Annotated in this window: 13 protein-coding genes; 5 read left to right on the top strand and 8 right to left on the bottom strand. The window is 67.8% G+C overall.

Going from position 1 to position 16,787, the window contains the following annotated elements; genetic code table 11:
• Nucleotides 1-160 precede the first annotated feature (160 nt).
• Complete coding sequence (gene ppc / locus AC5P6S_RS13845; RefSeq protein ID WP_043035373.1) at nt 161-2,872, top strand: phosphoenolpyruvate carboxylase; 2,712 nt, start codon at nt 161-163, stop codon at nt 2,870-2,872.
• 87 nt (nt 2,873-2,959) lie between these two features.
• Here the strand turns inward: ppc and AC5P6S_RS13840 are convergent, their stop codons facing one another.
• Both AC5P6S_RS13840 and metK read right to left on the bottom strand, forming a co-directional pair.
• Nucleotides 2,960-3,466 carry an acyl-CoA thioesterase gene (locus tag AC5P6S_RS13840; RefSeq protein ID WP_005415314.1) on the bottom strand — a complete coding sequence of 169 codons (507 nt, stop codon included), beginning with the start codon at nt 3,464-3,466 and terminating at the stop codon, nt 2,960-2,962.
• A 160-nt stretch (nt 3,467-3,626) separates the two neighbouring features.
• On the bottom strand, nt 3,627-4,838 hold the full coding sequence (metK, locus tag AC5P6S_RS13835) for a methionine adenosyltransferase (protein ID WP_005408103.1): 1,212 nt from the start codon (nt 4,836-4,838) through the stop codon (nt 3,627-3,629).
• Nucleotides 4,839-5,161: 323 nt separating this feature from the next.
• On the opposite strand from metK, the gene olsF reads away from it, so the two are divergent.
• From olsF to AC5P6S_RS13820, 3 genes are all read left to right on the top strand, one after another.
• A complete protein-coding gene (olsF, locus tag AC5P6S_RS13830) occupies nt 5,162-6,877 on the top strand; it encodes a bifunctional ornithine lipid synthase OlsF (RefSeq protein ID WP_012479171.1) in 1,716 nt (571 codons plus the stop codon).
• The gene (locus AC5P6S_RS13825; RefSeq protein WP_049397444.1) at nt 6,874-7,674 is read left to right on the top strand and encodes a UDP-2,3-diacylglucosamine diphosphatase; all 801 of its coding nucleotides are present in this window, start codon (nt 6,874-6,876) and stop codon (nt 7,672-7,674) included. The genes olsF and AC5P6S_RS13825 overlap by 4 nt, the downstream gene beginning before the upstream one ends.
• 138 nt (nt 7,675-7,812) lie before the next feature.
• Nucleotides 7,813-8,871, top strand: coding sequence for a metal-dependent hydrolase (locus AC5P6S_RS13820; RefSeq protein ID WP_012479173.1), 1,059 nt, complete (start codon nt 7,813-7,815; stop codon nt 8,869-8,871).
• A 58-nt stretch (nt 8,872-8,929) separates the two neighbouring features.
• Here AC5P6S_RS13820 and AC5P6S_RS13815 read toward each other — a convergent pair whose 3' ends face one another.
• From AC5P6S_RS13815 to AC5P6S_RS13790, 6 genes are all read right to left on the bottom strand, one after another.
• The gene (locus tag AC5P6S_RS13815; RefSeq protein WP_049397445.1) at nt 8,930-9,940 is read right to left on the bottom strand and encodes a glycosyltransferase family 2 protein; all 1,011 of its coding nucleotides are present in this window, start codon (nt 9,938-9,940) and stop codon (nt 8,930-8,932) included.
• Complete coding sequence (locus AC5P6S_RS13810) at nt 9,937-11,763, bottom strand: DUF7657 domain-containing protein (RefSeq protein ID WP_235643738.1); 1,827 nt, start codon at nt 11,761-11,763, stop codon at nt 9,937-9,939. The genes AC5P6S_RS13815 and AC5P6S_RS13810 overlap by 4 nt, the downstream gene beginning before the upstream one ends.
• A 162-nt stretch (nt 11,764-11,925) precedes the next feature.
• A complete protein-coding gene (locus tag AC5P6S_RS13805; protein ID WP_005408109.1) occupies nt 11,926-12,753 on the bottom strand; it encodes a class I SAM-dependent methyltransferase in 828 nt (275 codons plus the stop codon).
• A 57-nt stretch (nt 12,754-12,810) separates the two neighbouring features.
• A complete protein-coding gene (dusB, locus tag AC5P6S_RS13800; protein WP_235643747.1) occupies nt 12,811-13,806 on the bottom strand; it encodes a tRNA dihydrouridine synthase DusB in 996 nt (331 codons plus the stop codon).
• A gap of 147 nt (nt 13,807-13,953) precedes the next feature.
• Nucleotides 13,954-14,385, bottom strand: a complete 432-nt coding sequence (locus AC5P6S_RS13795) for a hypothetical protein (RefSeq protein ID WP_012479177.1) — start codon at nt 14,383-14,385, stop codon at nt 13,954-13,956.
• A gap of 109 nt (nt 14,386-14,494) precedes the next feature.
• Nucleotides 14,495-15,412 (bottom strand): LysR family transcriptional regulator, encoded by a 918-nt coding sequence (locus tag AC5P6S_RS13790; RefSeq protein WP_005408112.1) that lies wholly within the window; start codon nt 15,410-15,412, stop codon nt 14,495-14,497.
• Nucleotides 15,413-15,504: 92 nt separating this feature from the next.
• Here AC5P6S_RS13790 and AC5P6S_RS13785 point away from each other — a divergent pair, with 92 nt between their 5' ends.
• Nucleotides 15,505-16,725 carry an MFS transporter gene (locus AC5P6S_RS13785; protein ID WP_012479178.1) on the top strand — a complete coding sequence of 407 codons (1,221 nt, stop codon included), beginning with the start codon at nt 15,505-15,507 and terminating at the stop codon, nt 16,723-16,725.
• The last annotated feature ends 62 nt before the right edge of the window (nt 16,726-16,787 follow it).

The following is a 16,787-nucleotide window of genomic DNA, read 5'->3' as shown; positions in this document are numbered from 1 at the left end:
GTGCCGGGCGGTGGCCGGCAACCTCATGGAGCCATGCAACCTGAGGTTGCCGGCCAGCGGCCGGCACTACCAGATGAAACCATTTTTGCATCGCAGCACGACGCCCGATCTGGGATAGGCTTGGGGCCTGGATCCGTTGACCGAGGCCTGTGCGTCGCCGATGAACGAGTACCGCAGCAGCATCGAATTTGCTTCTCCCGATCTTCCGCTTCGCGATGATGTGCGCCGGCTTGGCGCACTGGTCGGCGACCTGCTGGTCGAACAGGTGTCGGCCGCGTTTCTTGATGACGTCGAGGACGTGCGTACCCGCGCCATCGCCCGTCGCGAAAACCAGGCGCCGCTGTCGGAGCTGGCCGATGGCCTGGCCGGGCGCACGCCGCAGCAGGCCGAGACCATGGTGCGGGCCTTCAGCACCTACTTCCAGGTGGTCAACATCGCCGAGCGCGTGCATCGCATCCGCCGCCGCCGCGATTACCAGCGCGCCGGTACCGCCGCGCCGCAGCCCGATGGCCTGCAGGATGCGCTGCAGCACCTGAAGGCACAGGGCGTGGGCCTGGACGAACTGGCGCAGTGGCTGCCGCGCATCGACATCGAACCGGTGTTCACCGCGCATCCGACCGAAGCGGTGCGCCGTGCGCTGCTGGAGAAGGAACAGCTGATGGTGGCCAGTCTGGTCGACAACCTCGACGGCCAGCGCACGCCGGGTGAAGCCGCCGCCGATGCCGCGCGCTTCCGCATGGCGCTCACCGCGTCGTGGCAGACCACCGATTCCTCACCGGTGCGGCCGACCGTCGATGACGAGCGCGAGCACGTCGGCTTCTATCTGGGGGAGGTGCTGTACCGGGTGATCCCGGTGCTGTACGAATCGCTGCAGCAGGCGCTGCGCGATACCTACGGCGAAGAACTGCCGCTGCCGCGCCTGCTGCGCTTTGGTACGTGGGTGGGCGGCGACATGGACGGCAACCCGAACGTGGATGCCACCACCATCCGCAACACGCTGGATGCGCAGCGGCAGGCGGTGCTCGGGCGCTACCAGAAGGAACTACTGCAGCTGGCCAGCCTGCTCAGCCAGTCCACCGAGCGGGTAGGGGTGAGCGATGCGCTGCAGGCGCGCGTGGCGCAGTACCAGCAGCTGCTGCCGCAGGTGCAGTCGCGCCCGCGCCATGCCGACATGCCGTACCGCCTGCTCAACGACCGCATGCGCGCGCGCCTTCAGGCCACGCTGGATGATGGCGAAGGCAACTACGCTGGCCCGGACGAGCTGATCGAGGATCTGCAGCTGATCCTCGACAGCCTGCGTGCGAACCGCGGCGAGCATGCCGGTGGCTTTGCCGTGCAGCGCCTGCTGTGGCGGGTGAAGACCTTCGGCTTCCATCTGGCGCGGTTGGACGTGCGCCAGGAGTCGAGCGTGCACGCGCGCGCGCTGGCCGCCGTGCTGGGCGGCGAGGAGGCCTGGCAGGCGCTGGATGCACTGGGTCGTGCGCGGCTGCTGGGCCCGCATGCCAGCGGTGAAACGGCATTGCCCAACGGTGACGACGAAGGCAACCAGCGGCTGGATGCGGTATTCGCGGCACTGGCCGATGCACGCGCACGCCATGGCGGTGATGCGCTGGGCAGCTACATCATCTCGATGGCACACGACCGCAGCGATGTGCTGGCGGTGCTGGCGCTGGCACGCCGTGGCGGGCTGGTGGAAGAGAACGGATCAGTGCCGCTGGATATCGCGCCGTTGTTTGAAACGGTGGACGACCTCAAGCGCGGTACCGCCACCCTGCGCGACCTGCTGGCGGACCCGGTGTACCGCGCCCATCTGCGTGCGCGCGGCGACGTGCAGATGGTGATGCTGGGTTATTCGGACAGCAGCAAGGACGGCGGTATCGCCGCCTCGCGCTGGGGCCTGCAGCGCGCGCAGGTGGAACTGCTGGAGGTGGCGGCCGAGGCGGGCATCCGGCTGACCTTCTTCCATGGCCGCGGCGGCTCGATCAGCCGTGGCGGTGGCAAGACCACGCACGCAGTCGACGCGTCGCCGCGCGGCAGCATCGACGGCCGCCTGCGGGTGACCGAGCAGGGCGAGGTGATCCATCGCAAATACGGCATTCGTGCGTTGGCGCTGCGTTCGCTGGAACAGGCCACCGGCGCGGTGCTGCGCGCCAGCCTGCGCCCGCGCGCGGCTGAGCCGCGCGAGGACGACTGGCGGCCGGTGATGGACGTGGTGTCCGCTGCCAGCAGCGAGGTCTACCGTGGCTTCGTCGGCCAGGCCGGCTTCATGGACTACTTCCGCACCGCCACGCCGATCGATGTGATCGAACGGATGACGCTGGGCTCGCGTCCGTCGCGCCGGCTCGGCCAGGACGCAGCACTGGGCAACCTGCGTGCGATTCCCTGGGTGTTCGCCTGGAGCCAGGCGCGTGCCGTCATTCCCGGTTGGTATGGCGTGGGCAGTGGCCTGCAGGCGGCGGTGGATGCCGGTCACGAGGGTACCTTGCGCGAGATGGCGCGCGACTGGCCGTTCTTCCGCACCTTCCTGGACGACATCGCGATGGTGCTGTCCAAGGGCGATATCACCATCGCCGAGCAGTTCTCGAAGCTGTCGGGCGAACTGCACGAACGCTTCTTCCCGCAGGTGCAGCGCGAGCTGGACCTGACCCGGCACTGGCTGCTGGCGTTGATGGACCAGCAGACGCTGCTGGACCACGACGCGCGGCTGGCGCTGTCGATCCGCCTGCGAAATCCCTACGTCGATCCGATCAGCGTGCTGCAGGTGGATCTGCTGCAGCGCTGGCGGGCCAGCGGCCGCGAGGACGACGACCTGCTGCGCGCGCTGGTTGCGTGCGTGAACGGTGTTTCGCAGGGCGTGCAGAACACCGGGTGAGGTGTAGCGGTAGTGCCGGCCGCTGGCCGGCAACCTCATGATGTTTGGCGGCACGCACGAGGTTGCCGGCCAGCGGCCGGCACTACCTCATTCCTCCGGCGACGGCGGGTTCGACGCCAGCAGTTCCAGATGGCGCTGTTCCATTTCCTGACGCAGCTGGCGGCGGATCTGTGCGGCGGCCTGGCGGCGCTTCTCGTCGGATGTGGCCGGCTGCAGGGGCGGCACCGGCGTCGGCCGGCCTTCCTCGTCCACCGCCACCATCGTGAAGAAGCAGCTGTTGGCGTGGCGCACGCTGCGCTTGAGGATGTCCTCGGCCACCACCTTGATGCCGATCTCCATCGACGAGGTGCCGGTGTAGTTCACCGAGGCCAGGAAGGTGACCAGTTCGCCCACCGCGATGGGCTGGCGGAACATCACCTGGTCCACCGACAGGGTGACTACGTAGCTGCCGGCGTAACGGCTGGCGCAGGCGTAGGCGACCTGGTCGAGCAGGCGCAGGATCGCACCACCGTGGACCTTGCCGGAGAAATTGGCCATTTCCGGCGACATCAGCACGGTCATGGACAGCTGGTGGGTTTTCAGTTCGGTCGACATGCGGCGGATTGTATCGGCAACCGCGCGATTGTTTCCGGAGGCCATGAAAAAGCCGGCCAGCGGCCGGCTCTACCAGAAAGCAGAAGGGCCGCTTGCGCGGCCCTTCTTCAAGGTCAGCCGACTAACAGTCGGCTCTACCGGTCGGCTCTACCCGCCGGCTTTACTTCAGCTTCGCATCGGCGCGCAGGGCGGCGGCGCGGTCGGTCTTCTCCCAGGAGAAGGCCGTGGCGTTGACGGTCTCGCCTTCGCCGTTGAGGTAGCTGAACTCCTTCGGCTTGCGGCCGAAGTGGCCATAGGCCGCGGTCTGCTGGTACATCGGGTGGATCAGGTCCAGCATCTTGATGATGCCGTACGGGCGCAGGTCGAAGTGCTTGCGGATCAGCTTCTCGATCTTGTCGTCGCTGATCTTGCCGGTGCCGAAGGTGGTGACCGAGATCGAGGTCGGCTCAGCCACGCCGATGGCGTAGGAGACCTGCACTTCGCAACGGTCGGCCAGGCCGGCGGCAACCACGTTCTTGGCGACGTAGCGGGCCGCGTAGGCCGCCGAACGATCGACCTTGGACGGATCCTTGCCGGAGAAGGCGCCACCACCGTGACGGGCCCAGCCGCCGTAGGTGTCGACGATGATCTTGCGGCCGGTCAGGCCGCAGTCGCCCACCGGGCCGCCGATCTCGAACTTGCCGGTCGGGTTGATGTGGAACTTGGTGCCCTTGTGCAGCCACTTGGCCGGCAGCACCGGCTTGATGATCTCTTCGCGGACGGCCTCGATGAGGTCCTTCTGCTTGATGCCCGGGGCATGCTGGGTCGACAGCACCACGGCGTCGATGGCCGAGACCACGCCGTTTTCATAGCGCAGGGTGACCTGGCTCTTGGCGTCCGGACGCAGCCACGACAGCGGCGAGTTCTTCTTCTTGCGGATCTTGGCCTGCTGCTCGACCAGGCGGTGCGACAGGTGGATCGCGGCCGGCATGTAGCTGTCGGTCTCGTTGGTGGCATAGCCGAACATCAGGCCCTGGTCGCCAGCGCCCATTTCTTCCGGCTTCTTGCGATCCACGCCCTGGGCGATGTGCGGCGACTGCTTGCCGATCAGGTTCAGCACGCCGCAGGTGGCGCCGTCGAAGCCGACGTCGGAGCTGTCATAGCCGATGTCCGTGATGACCTTGCGGGTCAGGGCTTCCAGGTCGATCCAGGCGCTGGTGGTGATTTCACCGGCCACGATGGCAACGCCGGTCTTGACCATGGTCTCGCAGGCCACGCGGGCGCGCTGGTCCTGGGTCAGGATCGCGTCCAGCACCGCATCGGAGATCTGGTCGGCAACCTTGTCCGGATGGCCTTCGGAGACCGACTCGGAGGTGAAGAGATAGCTGGACATCAGGCGTAATATCCCTTGATTCGGATGGAAAGATGGGCGCGCATGATACACGGGGTGCGCCGCCTGTGCATTGTGAACCTGTACCGGTTGCCGGTGGTTAAGCCCGCGTAGGCCCGGCAAGGGCCGTCCTGACGGGATTGGGCCCCGGCCTCGAGGCCCAGTGTTCCACCAGTGTGACGGCGGGCCGGGTGGCGAGGGGGGCGGTTGCGGCCCCTCCGGCCGGGGACGACCGTCATCGTTCTGCCCCGAAACCGCCATCTGGCTGCCGCCTGCCGGGCGCAGGCTGTCGGCCAATACGGCCGCCGGGCATGAGTGGATCCGCCATGCAGGAACTTGAACAGCGTCTCCAGCAACGCTTTCCCGATTGGTTCCATGGCCGTCGTGGCCAACTGGCGCGGCCATTGCTTCGCAGCGTCGGGCGCTGGTCGCGGTTGGACCAGATCGAAGCATTCCTGCAGCGCAGTGCAGGATTGCGCGGATTCGGCTTCGTCGCCGCCGGGCTGGAGTTCATCGATGGCCAGTACCAGGTGGATCCGGCCGCGTTGGCGAAGATCCCGGCCACCGGTCGCTTGCTGATCGTCGCCAACCACCCGTCCGGCGCACTGGACGCGCTGGCCCTGCTGGACGCGGTCGGCCGCATCCGCCGCGATGTGCGGATCGTGGCCAACGACCTGCTGGGGGCGATCGCGCCACTGCAGGACCTGCTGTTGCCGGTGCGCATCCTCGGTGGCAAGGCCCAGCGTGGCAGCCTGCACGCTGTGGAGGAGGCGCTGGCCGCCGAGCAGTGCGTGATCGTGTTCCCGGCCGGCGAGGTCTCGCGCCTCTCGCTGCGAGGCATCCGCGATGGTCGCTGGCAGCGCGGTTTCGTCCGCTTTGCCCGTGCCGCCGGCGCGCCGGTGCTGCCGGTACGGGTGGAAGCGCGCAACTCGGCGCTGTTCTACGGCGCCTCGACCCTGTTCAAGCCGGCCGGCACCGCGCTGCTGGCGCGCGAGATGTTCACCCGTCGTGGCCGCCCGCTGCGGCTGAGCATCGGTGAGCCGATGCAGCTGGGCAAGGGCGGTGACCCAGGCGCACAGCTGCTGGCCGTACGCCGCGCGCTGTATGCGCTGGGCCGCAATGGCGCGGCCGGCAATGCCGCTGCCTTCGCAGGCCCCGAGCCGCTGGCGGCCCCGGTGCCACCCTCGCAGGTCGCCGCTGGGATTGCCGCAGCCACCCAGCTGGGCCAGACCGCCGACGGCAAGCAGATTCTGCTGGCCACTTGTACTGCCGATTCGCCGCTGCTGCTGGAGCTGGGCCGCCTGCGCGAACTGACCTTCCGCCAGGTGGGCGAGGGCACCGGGCGCAGCCGCGACCTGGACGACTTTGACTCGCGGTACGAGCACATCGTGATCTGGGACGCGGCCGCGCAGCGCATCGCCGGCGCGTACCGGATCATGCGTGGTGCCCACGCGCTGGCCCGGCACGGACTGTCCGGGCTCTACAGCGCGTCGCTGTTCCGCTATTCCGACGATGCCATCACCCACATCGCCGAAGGCCTGGAACTGGGCCGCAGCTTCGTCGTGCCCGACTACTGGGGCAGCCGCAGCCTGGACTACCTGTGGCAGGGCATCGGTGCCTACCTGCAATGCCGGCCGGGCATCCGCTACCTGTTCGGCGCCGTGTCGATCAGCGCGGCGCTGCCACGCGATGCGCGCGAGCAGCTGGTGGCGTACTACCAGCGCTATTACGGCGGTACCGCTGGCCTGGCCGAATCGAACCGGCCGTTCCAGTACTTCGCCGCACCGCCGAGTTTCGGTGAGCTGGATGCAGGCGCCGCGTTCGACGTGCTCAAGGCCAACCTGGCCGCACTCGGCACCGGCGTGCCGACGCTGTATCGCCAGTACACCGATCTGTGCGAACCCGGTGGCGCGCGCTTCCTCGCCTTCGGTGTGGACCCGGACTTCAGCGATTCGATCGACGGCCTGATCGAAGTGGACCTGTGCGCGATCCGGCCGAACAAGCGCAAACGCTACCTGCGCGATGCGGGGACGCCGGCATGAGCGTGCTGGCGAACCTGTCGCCGCACCGGCGCGCAGTGTTCGTCTCTGACGTCCACCTGGGTTCACGTCATTGCCATGCCACCGAACTGGCACGCTTTCTCTCGCAGCTGCGCTGTGAGCGTCTGTACCTGGTCGGCGACATCATCGACCTGTGGTGGATGGCCCATCGCCGTGCCAACTGGCGGCAGTCGCACAGCGAGGTCATCCAGGCCCTGCACGCGCTGCGCCGTGCCGGGACCGAGATCATCTACATTCCCGGCAACCACGATGCCTCGCTGCGCCAGGTGTGCGGGCTGATGCTGCCAGCGATGCAGGTGCGCCGCCGCGCCATCCATGTGACCGCCGATGGCCGTCGCCTGCTGGTCGCGCACGGCGACGAGTACGACGGCGTGACCCACTTCGGCGGCCTTCAGGAAAAGTTCGGCGACTGGCTGTACTACCGCATCCTGACCGGCAACCAGGCGCTGAACGCGGTGCGGCGCCGGCTGGGCATGCGCTACTGGTCGCTGTCGGAATTCCTGAAGAAGCGCAGTGGTGCCGCCGAACGCTACATCGAGCGTTTCGTGCAGGCCGGGCTGGACGACGTGCGCCGGCGTGGTCTGGATGGCATCGTCTGTGGCCATATCCACCGCGCGGCGCTGGTCGAACGCGATGGCCTGGTCTACGCCAACGACGGCGACTGGGTGGAGAGCCTGACCGCACTGGCCGAAGACCACGATGGCGCGCTGCGCCTGCTCGATCACAATGGCCAGACCCTGGTGGAACTGCCGGGCGCGCGGCTGTCGCAGGCGGCGTAACCCGTTCCGTAGAGTCGACTGTCGCGCGTAGCGCGTGGTTTCCGCGGCCTGATGGGAGAGCAGTCGACCAGCAGTCGACTCTACAGACGCGGTGTCCGGGAGTGAGACGGCGCGCCCGCAAGCCGCTAGCATCGGTCCATGGATTCCCTGACCCAGATCGTGCTCGGCGGCGCCGTCGCTGCTGCCATCGCTCCGCCCGGCCATCGCCGCGCGGCCCTGCTGGCCGGTGCCGCGCTCGGCACCCTGCCGGACCTCGATGCCCTGTGGTTGGGCTTCACCGCCGCCGACCCGGTGGCGAACATGATCGAGCACCGCAGCTTCAGCCATTCGCTGCTGGTGCTGCCCTGGGTGGCGGCACTGATCTGGTGGTTGTTCAAGCGCTTCGGCAACGGCCGCGTCGCGCAGTCACCGGTGCGCTGGTTCTGGGCAATCCAGCTGGCGCTGGTCACCCATCCCGTGCTGGATGCGTTCACCGTCTACGGCACCCAGTTGTGGTGGCCGCTGCGCCCACACCCGACCATGGGTTCCAGCGTCTTCATCATCGATCTTGGCTACACGGTGTGGCTGCTGCTGGGTTGCGTGCTGGCCTGGTTTGGCCGCGCCCGCCCCTGGGCTGGCAAGGTGCTGGGCGTGGCGTTGCTGCTCAGCAGCGCCTACCTGGGCTGGGGCCTGATCGCAAAGGCCCAGGTCGACCGTGCTGCCCAGCAGAGCCTGGCGGCGATGGGTCTGGGCGATGCACCGCGCTTCTCGGTGCCGATGCCGTTCAACACCCTGCTGTGGCGCGTGGTGGCGATGACGCCGAACGGCTACGTGGTGGGCGACCGCTCGCTGGTGGCCGACCATGGACCGATGCAGTTCGAAGGCCATGCGTCCAATGTGCAGGCGTTGCGCGAAGCAGGGAGCATCCCGGCAGTGCAGCAGCTGACGTGGTTCAACCGGGGCTTCATGCGTGCACAGGTGGTGGACGGGCGGCTGGTCCTGAGCGACCTTCGCATGGGGCTGGAGCCGGACTACACCTTCAACTTCGCCGTGGCCGAGCAGGTCGACGGGCAGTGGCGACCGATCACGCCCGAGCAGGTGCGGACGGATTACAGCAGCCCGGCCGCGCGCGCGGATGCCGGGCGCCGGCTGGCGGCGATGTGGCAGCGGATCTGGCACGAGCCGGCAGCCTCCGCGACTGGTGCGGCGCACCCGTAGATCCACGCCATGCGTGGATGGCGGGACATCGGCAGTGGCAGCCACGCATGGCGTGGCTCTACTGCGGTTGGCGGTTGAGCTTGATAGAACGGTTCAGCACCTGGCGTGGGACGTTGGCAATGTCAAAGCCAACGAACGCCAGCAGGAACTGCAGCCCGGAGATCAGCGCGACCATGGCGATCATGATGGTACCCACCGGCGTGGCGACATCGGCCTGGGCCGACCGCACCCAGTGGTACAGCCCGAACAGCCCCCCGAAGGCGAGCAGGCTGCTGCCGGCGATCAGCTCCAGTGACGCGATGCTGAGGTCGCGCAGGAAATAGTTGTAGGCAATGCGCTTGAGCGTGTTGCGCAGGTGCTTGAAGCTGAACTCTCCCAGGATGCGACCGATGCGCAGGTTGCTGGTTTCGTCGCCGTAGTGGGCGTCCATTGCCACATCCTGCACGACCGCGCGCACGGTGTTCAGTCGGAACAGCATGTCGGTCTCGAAGAAATAGCGGTCGCTGACCGCCTCGAGCTTCAGGTGGCTGGCGACCTTGGCATGGATGGCGGTGTAGCCGTTGGTCGGATCGAACACCTGCCAGTATCCGGATGAGGCCTTGGTCATGAAGGACAGCAGCAGGTTGCCCAGGCGCCGCACCGGGGGCATGCGGCGGATGTGGGTCAGGTTCCAGAATCGGTTGCCCTTGGTGTAGTCGGCATGGCCGTCGGCGATCGGCGCGACGAAGTCCATCAGCAGCGCCGGGTCCATCTGCCCATCGCCATCGACCTTCACCAGAATGTCCATGCCATCTGCGATGGCCGCGCGGTACCCGGTCTTGATCGCGCCGCCGACGCCCAGGTTGTGCTGATGGAACAGCACGGCGATACGCGGGTCGTTGGCTTCGGCCTGGATCAGGCGGCCGCTGCCGTCGGGGCACGCATCATCCACGCAGTAGATCGCCGTTACCGCATCATCGATCGCCGCGAGGACGGACAGCACGTGGCGGGTCACTTTGTAGCAGGGGATGATCACGGCGATCCGAGCCGGCGTGGATGCGGAGGGCGTACTGGTGGTCATCGGACTCATGGGGCGGGGTGGGCCAGCAGGGCCTTTGCCGGCAGTTCCACCAGATCCCCCTGCAGCACCTGCGGTGCGTCGCCCTCAGGCGCTACGGTGATGTGGTGGTAGCGGTTGAAGGTGAAATTGAACGCCTCGTCGGACATCAATGGGAAGTACCGGCGGAAGTACTCCATCTGTGGCAGGTACAGCACATGGTTCACGGCGGGAATACCAACACCCGGCAGGAGGGCCCCGAACCCACCGGGAGCCACCAGCGCGCCTTCGGTCGTGGTGGCTGAGCCGCGGGCCTGCAGGGAGTGCAGGACGGCAGTGCGGTCCATTGCGAAGATCGGGCCGGCCGGCTGCACGGGATTGAACAGGCCGTTGCCCAGCAGATTGGCCAAAGCGGCGGTGGCCAGGACCAAGGTGGCCGCATGCGCCGAGAGCTTTGGGCGGAGGGCGGCAACGGCCAGCCCCGCCAAGCAGAGGTAGGGAATGGCATCGGCGGCGCTGTGCAGGCGGCTGAACTGGCCTTCGCCGAACAGGAACTTGGCCACGCTGCCAGCCATCAGCAGCGCAGCCAGCAGCAGCAGACGCCTGCGCTCCAGGCGTACGCCGCACCGCACCAGGATCATCGCGCAGCCGATGTTGAGCAGCAGGCCGAACGCCAGCAGCGCGCGTGCGGGTGGCACCATCGAGAGTCCGGTCAACTTGCCGACCAGAACGGGCACGGGCAGGAAGATCCAGCAGGCGATCAGCAGTACGCCAGCGGCGAGGGCCAGCACGCTGCCGCGGTGGCCCCGCACCCATTCGCGCAGTCGTGCGCCATCAGCAAGGACCAGAGTGAACAGCGGCAACAGGCTGCCGAGTACGGCGATCTCGCACTCGTTGGAGCCTTTGAACATTGGCAGCGGTGCAAACCGGTAGGTCATCAGGTTCGGGAAGACGTGCGCGAACAGGGACGTCAGCCCGACCCCACCTCCGGCGCTCTGGCGCTGGCCCGGATAAACCGTGTTGCGAACGATCGGGATGATGTCGTGGAAGTAACCGATGAACACGGCCAATGCGAGCGCGCCTGCGATGCCGGCATCGATCAGTCGTGGAAGCGTGAGGGCATCGCGACGGAAGGCCAGGACCAGCACCGCCATGGCCAGCAGCGAGGAAATGATGAAGGGCGGATAGGACACTGCGATCACCCAGACAGCGAGGGCGTACGCACTGGCCAGGATGCGAACCCAGCGATTGCCGATGCACAGCCAGGCTGCGGCGGCCCAGGGTGCCAGAGCGAAGGCACCGGCATTGCTGGTCCACCAGACCTGCACGAATGGCGCGAAGAACAGCGTGGCCGAAACCAGCACTGCGGCTGGTACCGGCATCCGCAATTGGCGCAGGAACAGGGCCCATCCGCTCAGGAAGGCCATGGCCATGAACATGAAGAAGAACGAATAGGCGTTCGCTGCTGGCAACACGAAGAACGCCCAGTGGTAGGGCTTGAACAGCAGGCCCCAGTCGAGCAGCGGCAGCGCCTGGAAGGTGCGCAGTGACTCGTGGTACGGCGAGTGTGCGTTGAACTGGCCGAAATCGTTGTTGACCGCGATCTGGATGTAGGGCGTGAACACGATCCACTCATCGCTGCGGATCATGCGGGCGCTGCCAAGCACCGGGTTCTGTGGCGCCAGGCCGAGATACTCGTAGGCCAGCGAGTAGGAGGATGGCGTCAGCGCGAATGCGACGTAGAGAATGCACAACAGCGCGATGATCCCGGCGAGCAGGCGCGTCTGGCCGGGCGGGAGCCCGCCCGGCAGGTTCACTTCATGGGTGGAGAAAGGCGTTCGTCCGCTGTCACTCATCATGCGCTCGCAGGTAAGGTCCATCCATGCGCGACGTACCCGCACACCGCTGCCTGAGGGCAATAGAGGGGGATCCCGGCACGCGCCGTTCCGAGGCCGGGACTGCGGGATTCTAGCGGGTTGCCGCCGGAGCCGCAGGCCATCCTGTGGCGAGGATGGGCCTCAATACACCGTCGCGCGGCCCTGCACGAACGAGTAGAAGAACACCGCGTTCGGGTCGTTCTGCACCAGGCGGAACTCGCGGCGCATGCCCTCCACGGTTTCCTCGTCCACCGAGCCGGCCTGCAGCAGCTGGTCGGCGGCCGACAGCAGCAGCTGTTCCCAGAACGCGATCATCGTCTTGCGACGCGCCGGCTCGCGGTTGTCCAGGTGGATGGTCTTGATCTCGGTGTGCACGTCGCGGAAGCCGCCGGCCAGCAGCAGGTTGCCCAGCTTGGCGCCGACGAATGGGTCGCCCCCGTGGTCGTACTGGAAATCGTTGAAGGCCATCCAGTAGCGCCAGATGTGCGGCGAATACGGATCGAGCAGGAACGAGGCATTCATCACTTCGGTGATGTACACCGGCGAACCCGGTGCCAGCACCCGGCGCACTTCGCTCAGCACACGTGCGGGTGACGGCACGTGCTCCAGCACCCAGCACAGGAACGCCGCGTCGAAGCTGCGTGCCTCGAACGGCAGCTCACCGGCATCGGCCTGCTGCAGGGTATAGCGGTCGCTGCACCACGGCGTGCGCGCCAGGTTCTCGCGCGCGGTGGCCAGCTGCGTTTCGCTCAGGTCCACGCCGGTCACGTGCAGCTCGGGGAAGCGGCGCAGCAGGATCTCGGTCTGTGCGCCGACGCCGCTACCGACTTCCAGCAGGCGCCGAGCGCCGCTGTAGTCGATCTGGCCGAAGATGCTTGACTCCAGCAGCCGGGCCTGGGTCATCAGGCGCTGCTGCTCGGTGCCGGAAAACCCGTGCAGATAGGTCGGGGAGGAAATCGGCGGGGTCATGGTGGGCTCTTGTAGCGTCGAGCTGGCTCGACTGTTCGCAAACGCGGGGCTGGCGGCTCAGGCCGCCGAAGGCAGCGCCGGTTCCCCGGCGATCAGGCGGTCGAAGTATTCGGTGGTCAATGCGATCTGGCTGGCCGGATCCTCGGCACGGTTGACCACCGCGCGGAAAGCGGCATTCTCCGGCCGGTCCTTGGCATACCAGCCCAGGTGCTTGCGCGCGATGCGCACGCCCTGCGGCTCGCCATAGAACGCATGCAGCGCGTGCAGGTGGCTAAGCAGGATGTCGCGCACTTCCGCCAGTGATGGCGGTGGCAGTTCCTCGCCGGTGGCCAGGTAGTGCGCCACTTCGCGGAAGATCCACGGCCGGCCCTGCGCCGAGCGACCGATCATCACCGCATCCACGCCGGTTTCCTTCAGGACGTAGGCGGCCTTCTGCGGCGAATCGATATCGCCGTTGGCGATCACCGGAATGCGCAGCGCGGCCTTGATCTCGCCGATCGTGGCGTACTCCGCCTGGCCGGTGTAGTGCTGGTCGCGGGTACGGCCGTGCACCGCCAGTGCCGCGATACCGCTGTCCTCGGCGATGCGTGCGATCAGCGGGCCATTGCGATGATCGCAGTCCCAACCGGTACGGATCTTCAGCGTGACCGGCACGTCCACCGCGTTGACCACGGCCTCGAGGATGCGCGCCACCAGTTGCTCGTCGCGCATCAGTGCCGAACCGGCCCAGGCGTTGCACACCTTCTTGGCCGGGCACCCCATGTTGATGTCGATGATCTGCGCGCCGTGGTCGACGTTGTAGCGCGCGGCCTCGGCCAGCTGCTGCGGCTCGGTGCCGGCGATCTGCACGCTGATCGGGGCCGGTTCGCCGTCATGGTCCATGCGGTGGATCGACTTGCGCGTGTTCCAGAAGCGCGGATCACTGATGGTCATTTCCGAGGCGGCCAGACCCGCGCCCAGCCGTTTGCACAGCAGGCGGAAGGGCTTGTCGGTGACGCCGGCCATGGGCGCCAGCACGACGTTGGGGGCAATGGTGTACGGGCCGATCTGCATGCGCCCATTGTAGGGCGCGCGCGGCGGTACGGCCGCGTCGGGCGCGGTCCGGTTCAGGCCGATCGGCACCGACCTCATGCCGTACCGGCATCAGCAGATGCTTGACGGTTGCTTCCGCCGCCCCCACGGGCGGGCGATGGTGGGCGGCTACCTCAGGCTCTGCCAGGCCTGGCCGGTACCCAGCGCGAAGGCCAGCCCCAGGCTGAGGCAGACCACTGAACTGACCACCCAGAAACGCCGGCCGTTGTAGCCGGGCCGGAGCAGGGCCAGCCCGAAGCCCATCGCCGCGCGCATCAGCAACAGCAGGGCGATGCCCGACAAGACCAGACGGCTGGCCGGCAGCGGCGAATGCCAGCCCGCGGCTGCCAGTGCGTACAGCGTCCAGGCCACCAGCACGGCAGTGATGCCGGCGGTCATCAGCGGCGGCCACCAATGCCCGGCCTGTGCCAGCCGGACCATGCGCTGGCCAGCACCGAAGTACCTGTACCACGCGGCGCCGAAGGCAATGCAGCCGATATGCAGCAAGGCTGCGATGGCACTACCGGCGGCGGCAACCAGCAACCAGGGGAATCCGTCCATGTCCTGCCCACGCTGAAACGCTGCGCGGATGGTGGGTGAGGGGCGGGATGCGGGCAATGCGACCGGCAGTCGCAGCTGTTCGATGCGACCGCCGCCGATGGCGCTTCGCTCAGCGCGGCGGATCGATCTGCAACCCGGCGCCGAGACGGTCCAAGGCCACGTCCACGCGTGGCAGCCGTTGCCGGCCCTGCGGCCACAGCAGGCGCAGTGGCAGGCCGCGGCAGTCCAGCGATGGCAGGATCGAGACCAGGCTGCCGCGCGCCAGCGCGTCATCGACCAGCCAGGTGGCCAGCTGCGCGATGCCGAAGCCGGCCTCGACCGCCGCCACCTGGGCCTCGGCGCTGCCAACCACCAGGCGCGCGCGGGCCTGCAGCGGTGTACTGCGCTGCCTGCCATCGGCCACCTGCCACGGCCCGATGCTGCCGTCCGCGCGTCCGAACAGCACACCGTCATGCCCGGCCAGCTCGGCGGCCGAGCGGGGCTGGCCATGCCGAAGCAGATAGGCCGGGGAGGCGCAGAAGCGCAGGCATTCGTAACCGAGCAGGCGGCTGCCCAGCGTGGCGGGCAGCGGCTCGGGACCGCCGATGCGTACGGCGAGGTCGACGCCGTCCTCGGCGAGGTCGCTGAAGCGGTCGCTGAAGGTCACCTGCGGATGCAACTGTGGAAACTCGGCGGCCAGCTGCAGCAGCAACGGCCAGACTTTGAGGCGCCCGAAGGTGGCCGGCGCATCCACCCGCAGGCGGCCCACGGGCGCGTCTGCGTGCGAGACCAGCACCGACTCGGCATCGGCCAGCTCGCCCAGCACCCGCACGCAGGTGCGGTAGAAGCCCTCACCGGCCTCAGTCAGGCGAAGGCGGCGCGTGCTGCGCTCGAACAACCGCGCGCCCAGGCGTGCCTCCAGCCGCGCGATGGTCTTGCCCACCGCCGAACTGGTCAGGTGCAGGCGTTCGGCGGCGGCAGTGAAGCTGCCGGCATCGGCGGTGGCGACGAAGGCCTCGATGCCGCGCAGGCGCTCGGTGGGAAGCATGGGGAATTTCTGTCCGGAATCGATGGAAAACATAGCAGTAATCGGAACCCGGGGAGGAAATAGGCTGGCGGCCCCTGTTCTGATGCCCGCCCATGTCCTCCCTCGATTCCGCTGCGGCCGCTGTCCACGCAAACGCCCGCGCACGCCTTTCGGTTGTCCTGCTGGCGGTGTCCGCCTTCGTCATCGTCACCTCCGAGTTCCTGATCGTCGGCCTGTTGCCGGCGCTGGCGCGCGACCTTGGCCTGGGCATCGCCCGCGCCGGGCAGCTGGTTACCTTGTTCGCGTTCACCGTGATGCTGGCCGGGCCACCGTTGACCGCGCTGCTGTCACACGTCGGCCGGCGCCGCCTGTTCGTGGCCATCCTGCTGTTGTTCGCGGGTTCCAACGCGCTGGCCGCGATGGCCACGCAGCCGTGGCTGCTGGCGCTGGCGCGGGTGCTGCCGGCACTGGCCCTGCCGGTGTTCTGGGGCACCGCCAGTGAGACTGCTGCGCAGCTGGCCCCTGCAGGGCAGGGCGGTCGTGCGGTCGCGCGGGTCTACCTGGGTATCACCGCCGCAATGCTGTTCGGTATCCCGCTGGGTACGTTGGCTGCCGACGCCCTCGATTGGCGCGGCAGCTTCTGGCTGTTGGCGGCCCTGTCGCTGTTGATGGCCGGCGCGCTGGCGTTGTGGATGCCGGACACCGTGGCCGGACCGCGGCGCGCGCTGGGCGAACAGGCACGAGTACTGCGCCAGCCGCAGTTGCTGGGCGATGTGCTGCTGTCGGTGCTGGTGTTCACCGCGATGTTTGCTGCCTATACCTACCTGGCCGATGTGCTGGAGCGGCTGATGCAGGTACCGGCGGCACAGGTGGGCTGGTGGCTGATGGGCTTCGGAGCTGTCGGGTTGATCGGCAATGCACTGGGTGGGCGCTGGGTCGATCGTGCGCCGCTGGGCGCGACCCTGGTGTTCTGCGCGGTGCTGGCGCTGGGCGTGCTGGCCAGTGTCGGGCTGGCCGGCCACGGCACGTTCGTGCTGATCGCACTGGCCCTGTGGGGTGTGGCGCATACCGCATTGTTCCCGCTGTGCCAGGTGCGGGTGATGCGTGCGGCGCCGCAGGCGCAGGCGCTGGCGGGAACCTTGAATGTGTCCGCGGCCAACGCCGGAATCGGCCTCGGCGCGCTGCTGGGAGGTGGGGCCATCGAACGCTTCGGGCTTGCCTCGCTGGGCGTGGTGGCCGCTGCCGTGGCGCTGCTGGCAATCGTCGCGGGCCTGCTGCTGCGGCAGCTTGCCCGGTCTCGCTCATCCACGCATGGCGTGGATCTGCCTCATTGAAAGGCAAACAAAAAAAGCCCGGGTGTCTGCACACCCGGGCTTCTTCATCCACGCATGGCGTG

The sequence above is a fragment of the Stenotrophomonas sp. YJH_SMC_119 genome (genome assembly GCF_059368315.1).
The sequence above is the reverse complement of the archived record's forward strand: the minus strand, read 5'-3'. Positions and strand labels throughout refer to the sequence as shown.

What these genes read in the sequence shown, in the direction of transcription:
- AC5P6S_RS13840 (WP_005415314.1), bottom strand. Translation starts at nt 3,466, where the DNA reads ATGTCGACCGAACTGAAAACCCACCAGCTGTCCATGACCGTGCTGATG.
- AC5P6S_RS13820 (WP_012479173.1), top strand. Translation starts at nt 7,813, where the DNA reads ATGGATTCCCTGACCCAGATCGTGCTCGGCGGCGCCGTCGCTGCTGCC.
- AC5P6S_RS13785 (WP_012479178.1), top strand. Translation starts at nt 15,505, where the DNA reads ATGTCCTCCCTCGATTCCGCTGCGGCCGCTGTCCACGCAAACGCCCGC.
- dusB (WP_235643747.1), bottom strand. Translation starts at nt 13,806, where the DNA reads ATGCAGATCGGCCCGTACACCATTGCCCCCAACGTCGTGCTGGCGCCC.
- olsF (WP_012479171.1), top strand. Translation starts at nt 5,162, where the DNA reads ATGCAGGAACTTGAACAGCGTCTCCAGCAACGCTTTCCCGATTGGTTC.
- AC5P6S_RS13810 (WP_235643738.1), bottom strand. Translation starts at nt 11,763, where the DNA reads ATGAGTGACAGCGGACGAACGCCTTTCTCCACCCATGAAGTGAACCTG.
- AC5P6S_RS13815 (WP_049397445.1), bottom strand. Translation starts at nt 9,940, where the DNA reads ATGAGTCCGATGACCACCAGTACGCCCTCCGCATCCACGCCGGCTCGG.
- AC5P6S_RS13825 (WP_049397444.1), top strand. Translation starts at nt 6,874, where the DNA reads ATGAGCGTGCTGGCGAACCTGTCGCCGCACCGGCGCGCAGTGTTCGTC.
- ppc (WP_043035373.1), top strand. Translation starts at nt 161, where the DNA reads ATGAACGAGTACCGCAGCAGCATCGAATTTGCTTCTCCCGATCTTCCG.
- AC5P6S_RS13795 (WP_012479177.1), bottom strand. Translation starts at nt 14,385, where the DNA reads ATGGACGGATTCCCCTGGTTGCTGGTTGCCGCCGCCGGTAGTGCCATC.
- metK (WP_005408103.1), bottom strand. Translation starts at nt 4,838, where the DNA reads ATGTCCAGCTATCTCTTCACCTCCGAGTCGGTCTCCGAAGGCCATCCG.
- AC5P6S_RS13790 (WP_005408112.1), bottom strand. Translation starts at nt 15,412, where the DNA reads ATGCTTCCCACCGAGCGCCTGCGCGGCATCGAGGCCTTCGTCGCCACC.
- AC5P6S_RS13805 (WP_005408109.1), bottom strand. Translation starts at nt 12,753, where the DNA reads ATGACCCCGCCGATTTCCTCCCCGACCTATCTGCACGGGTTTTCCGGC.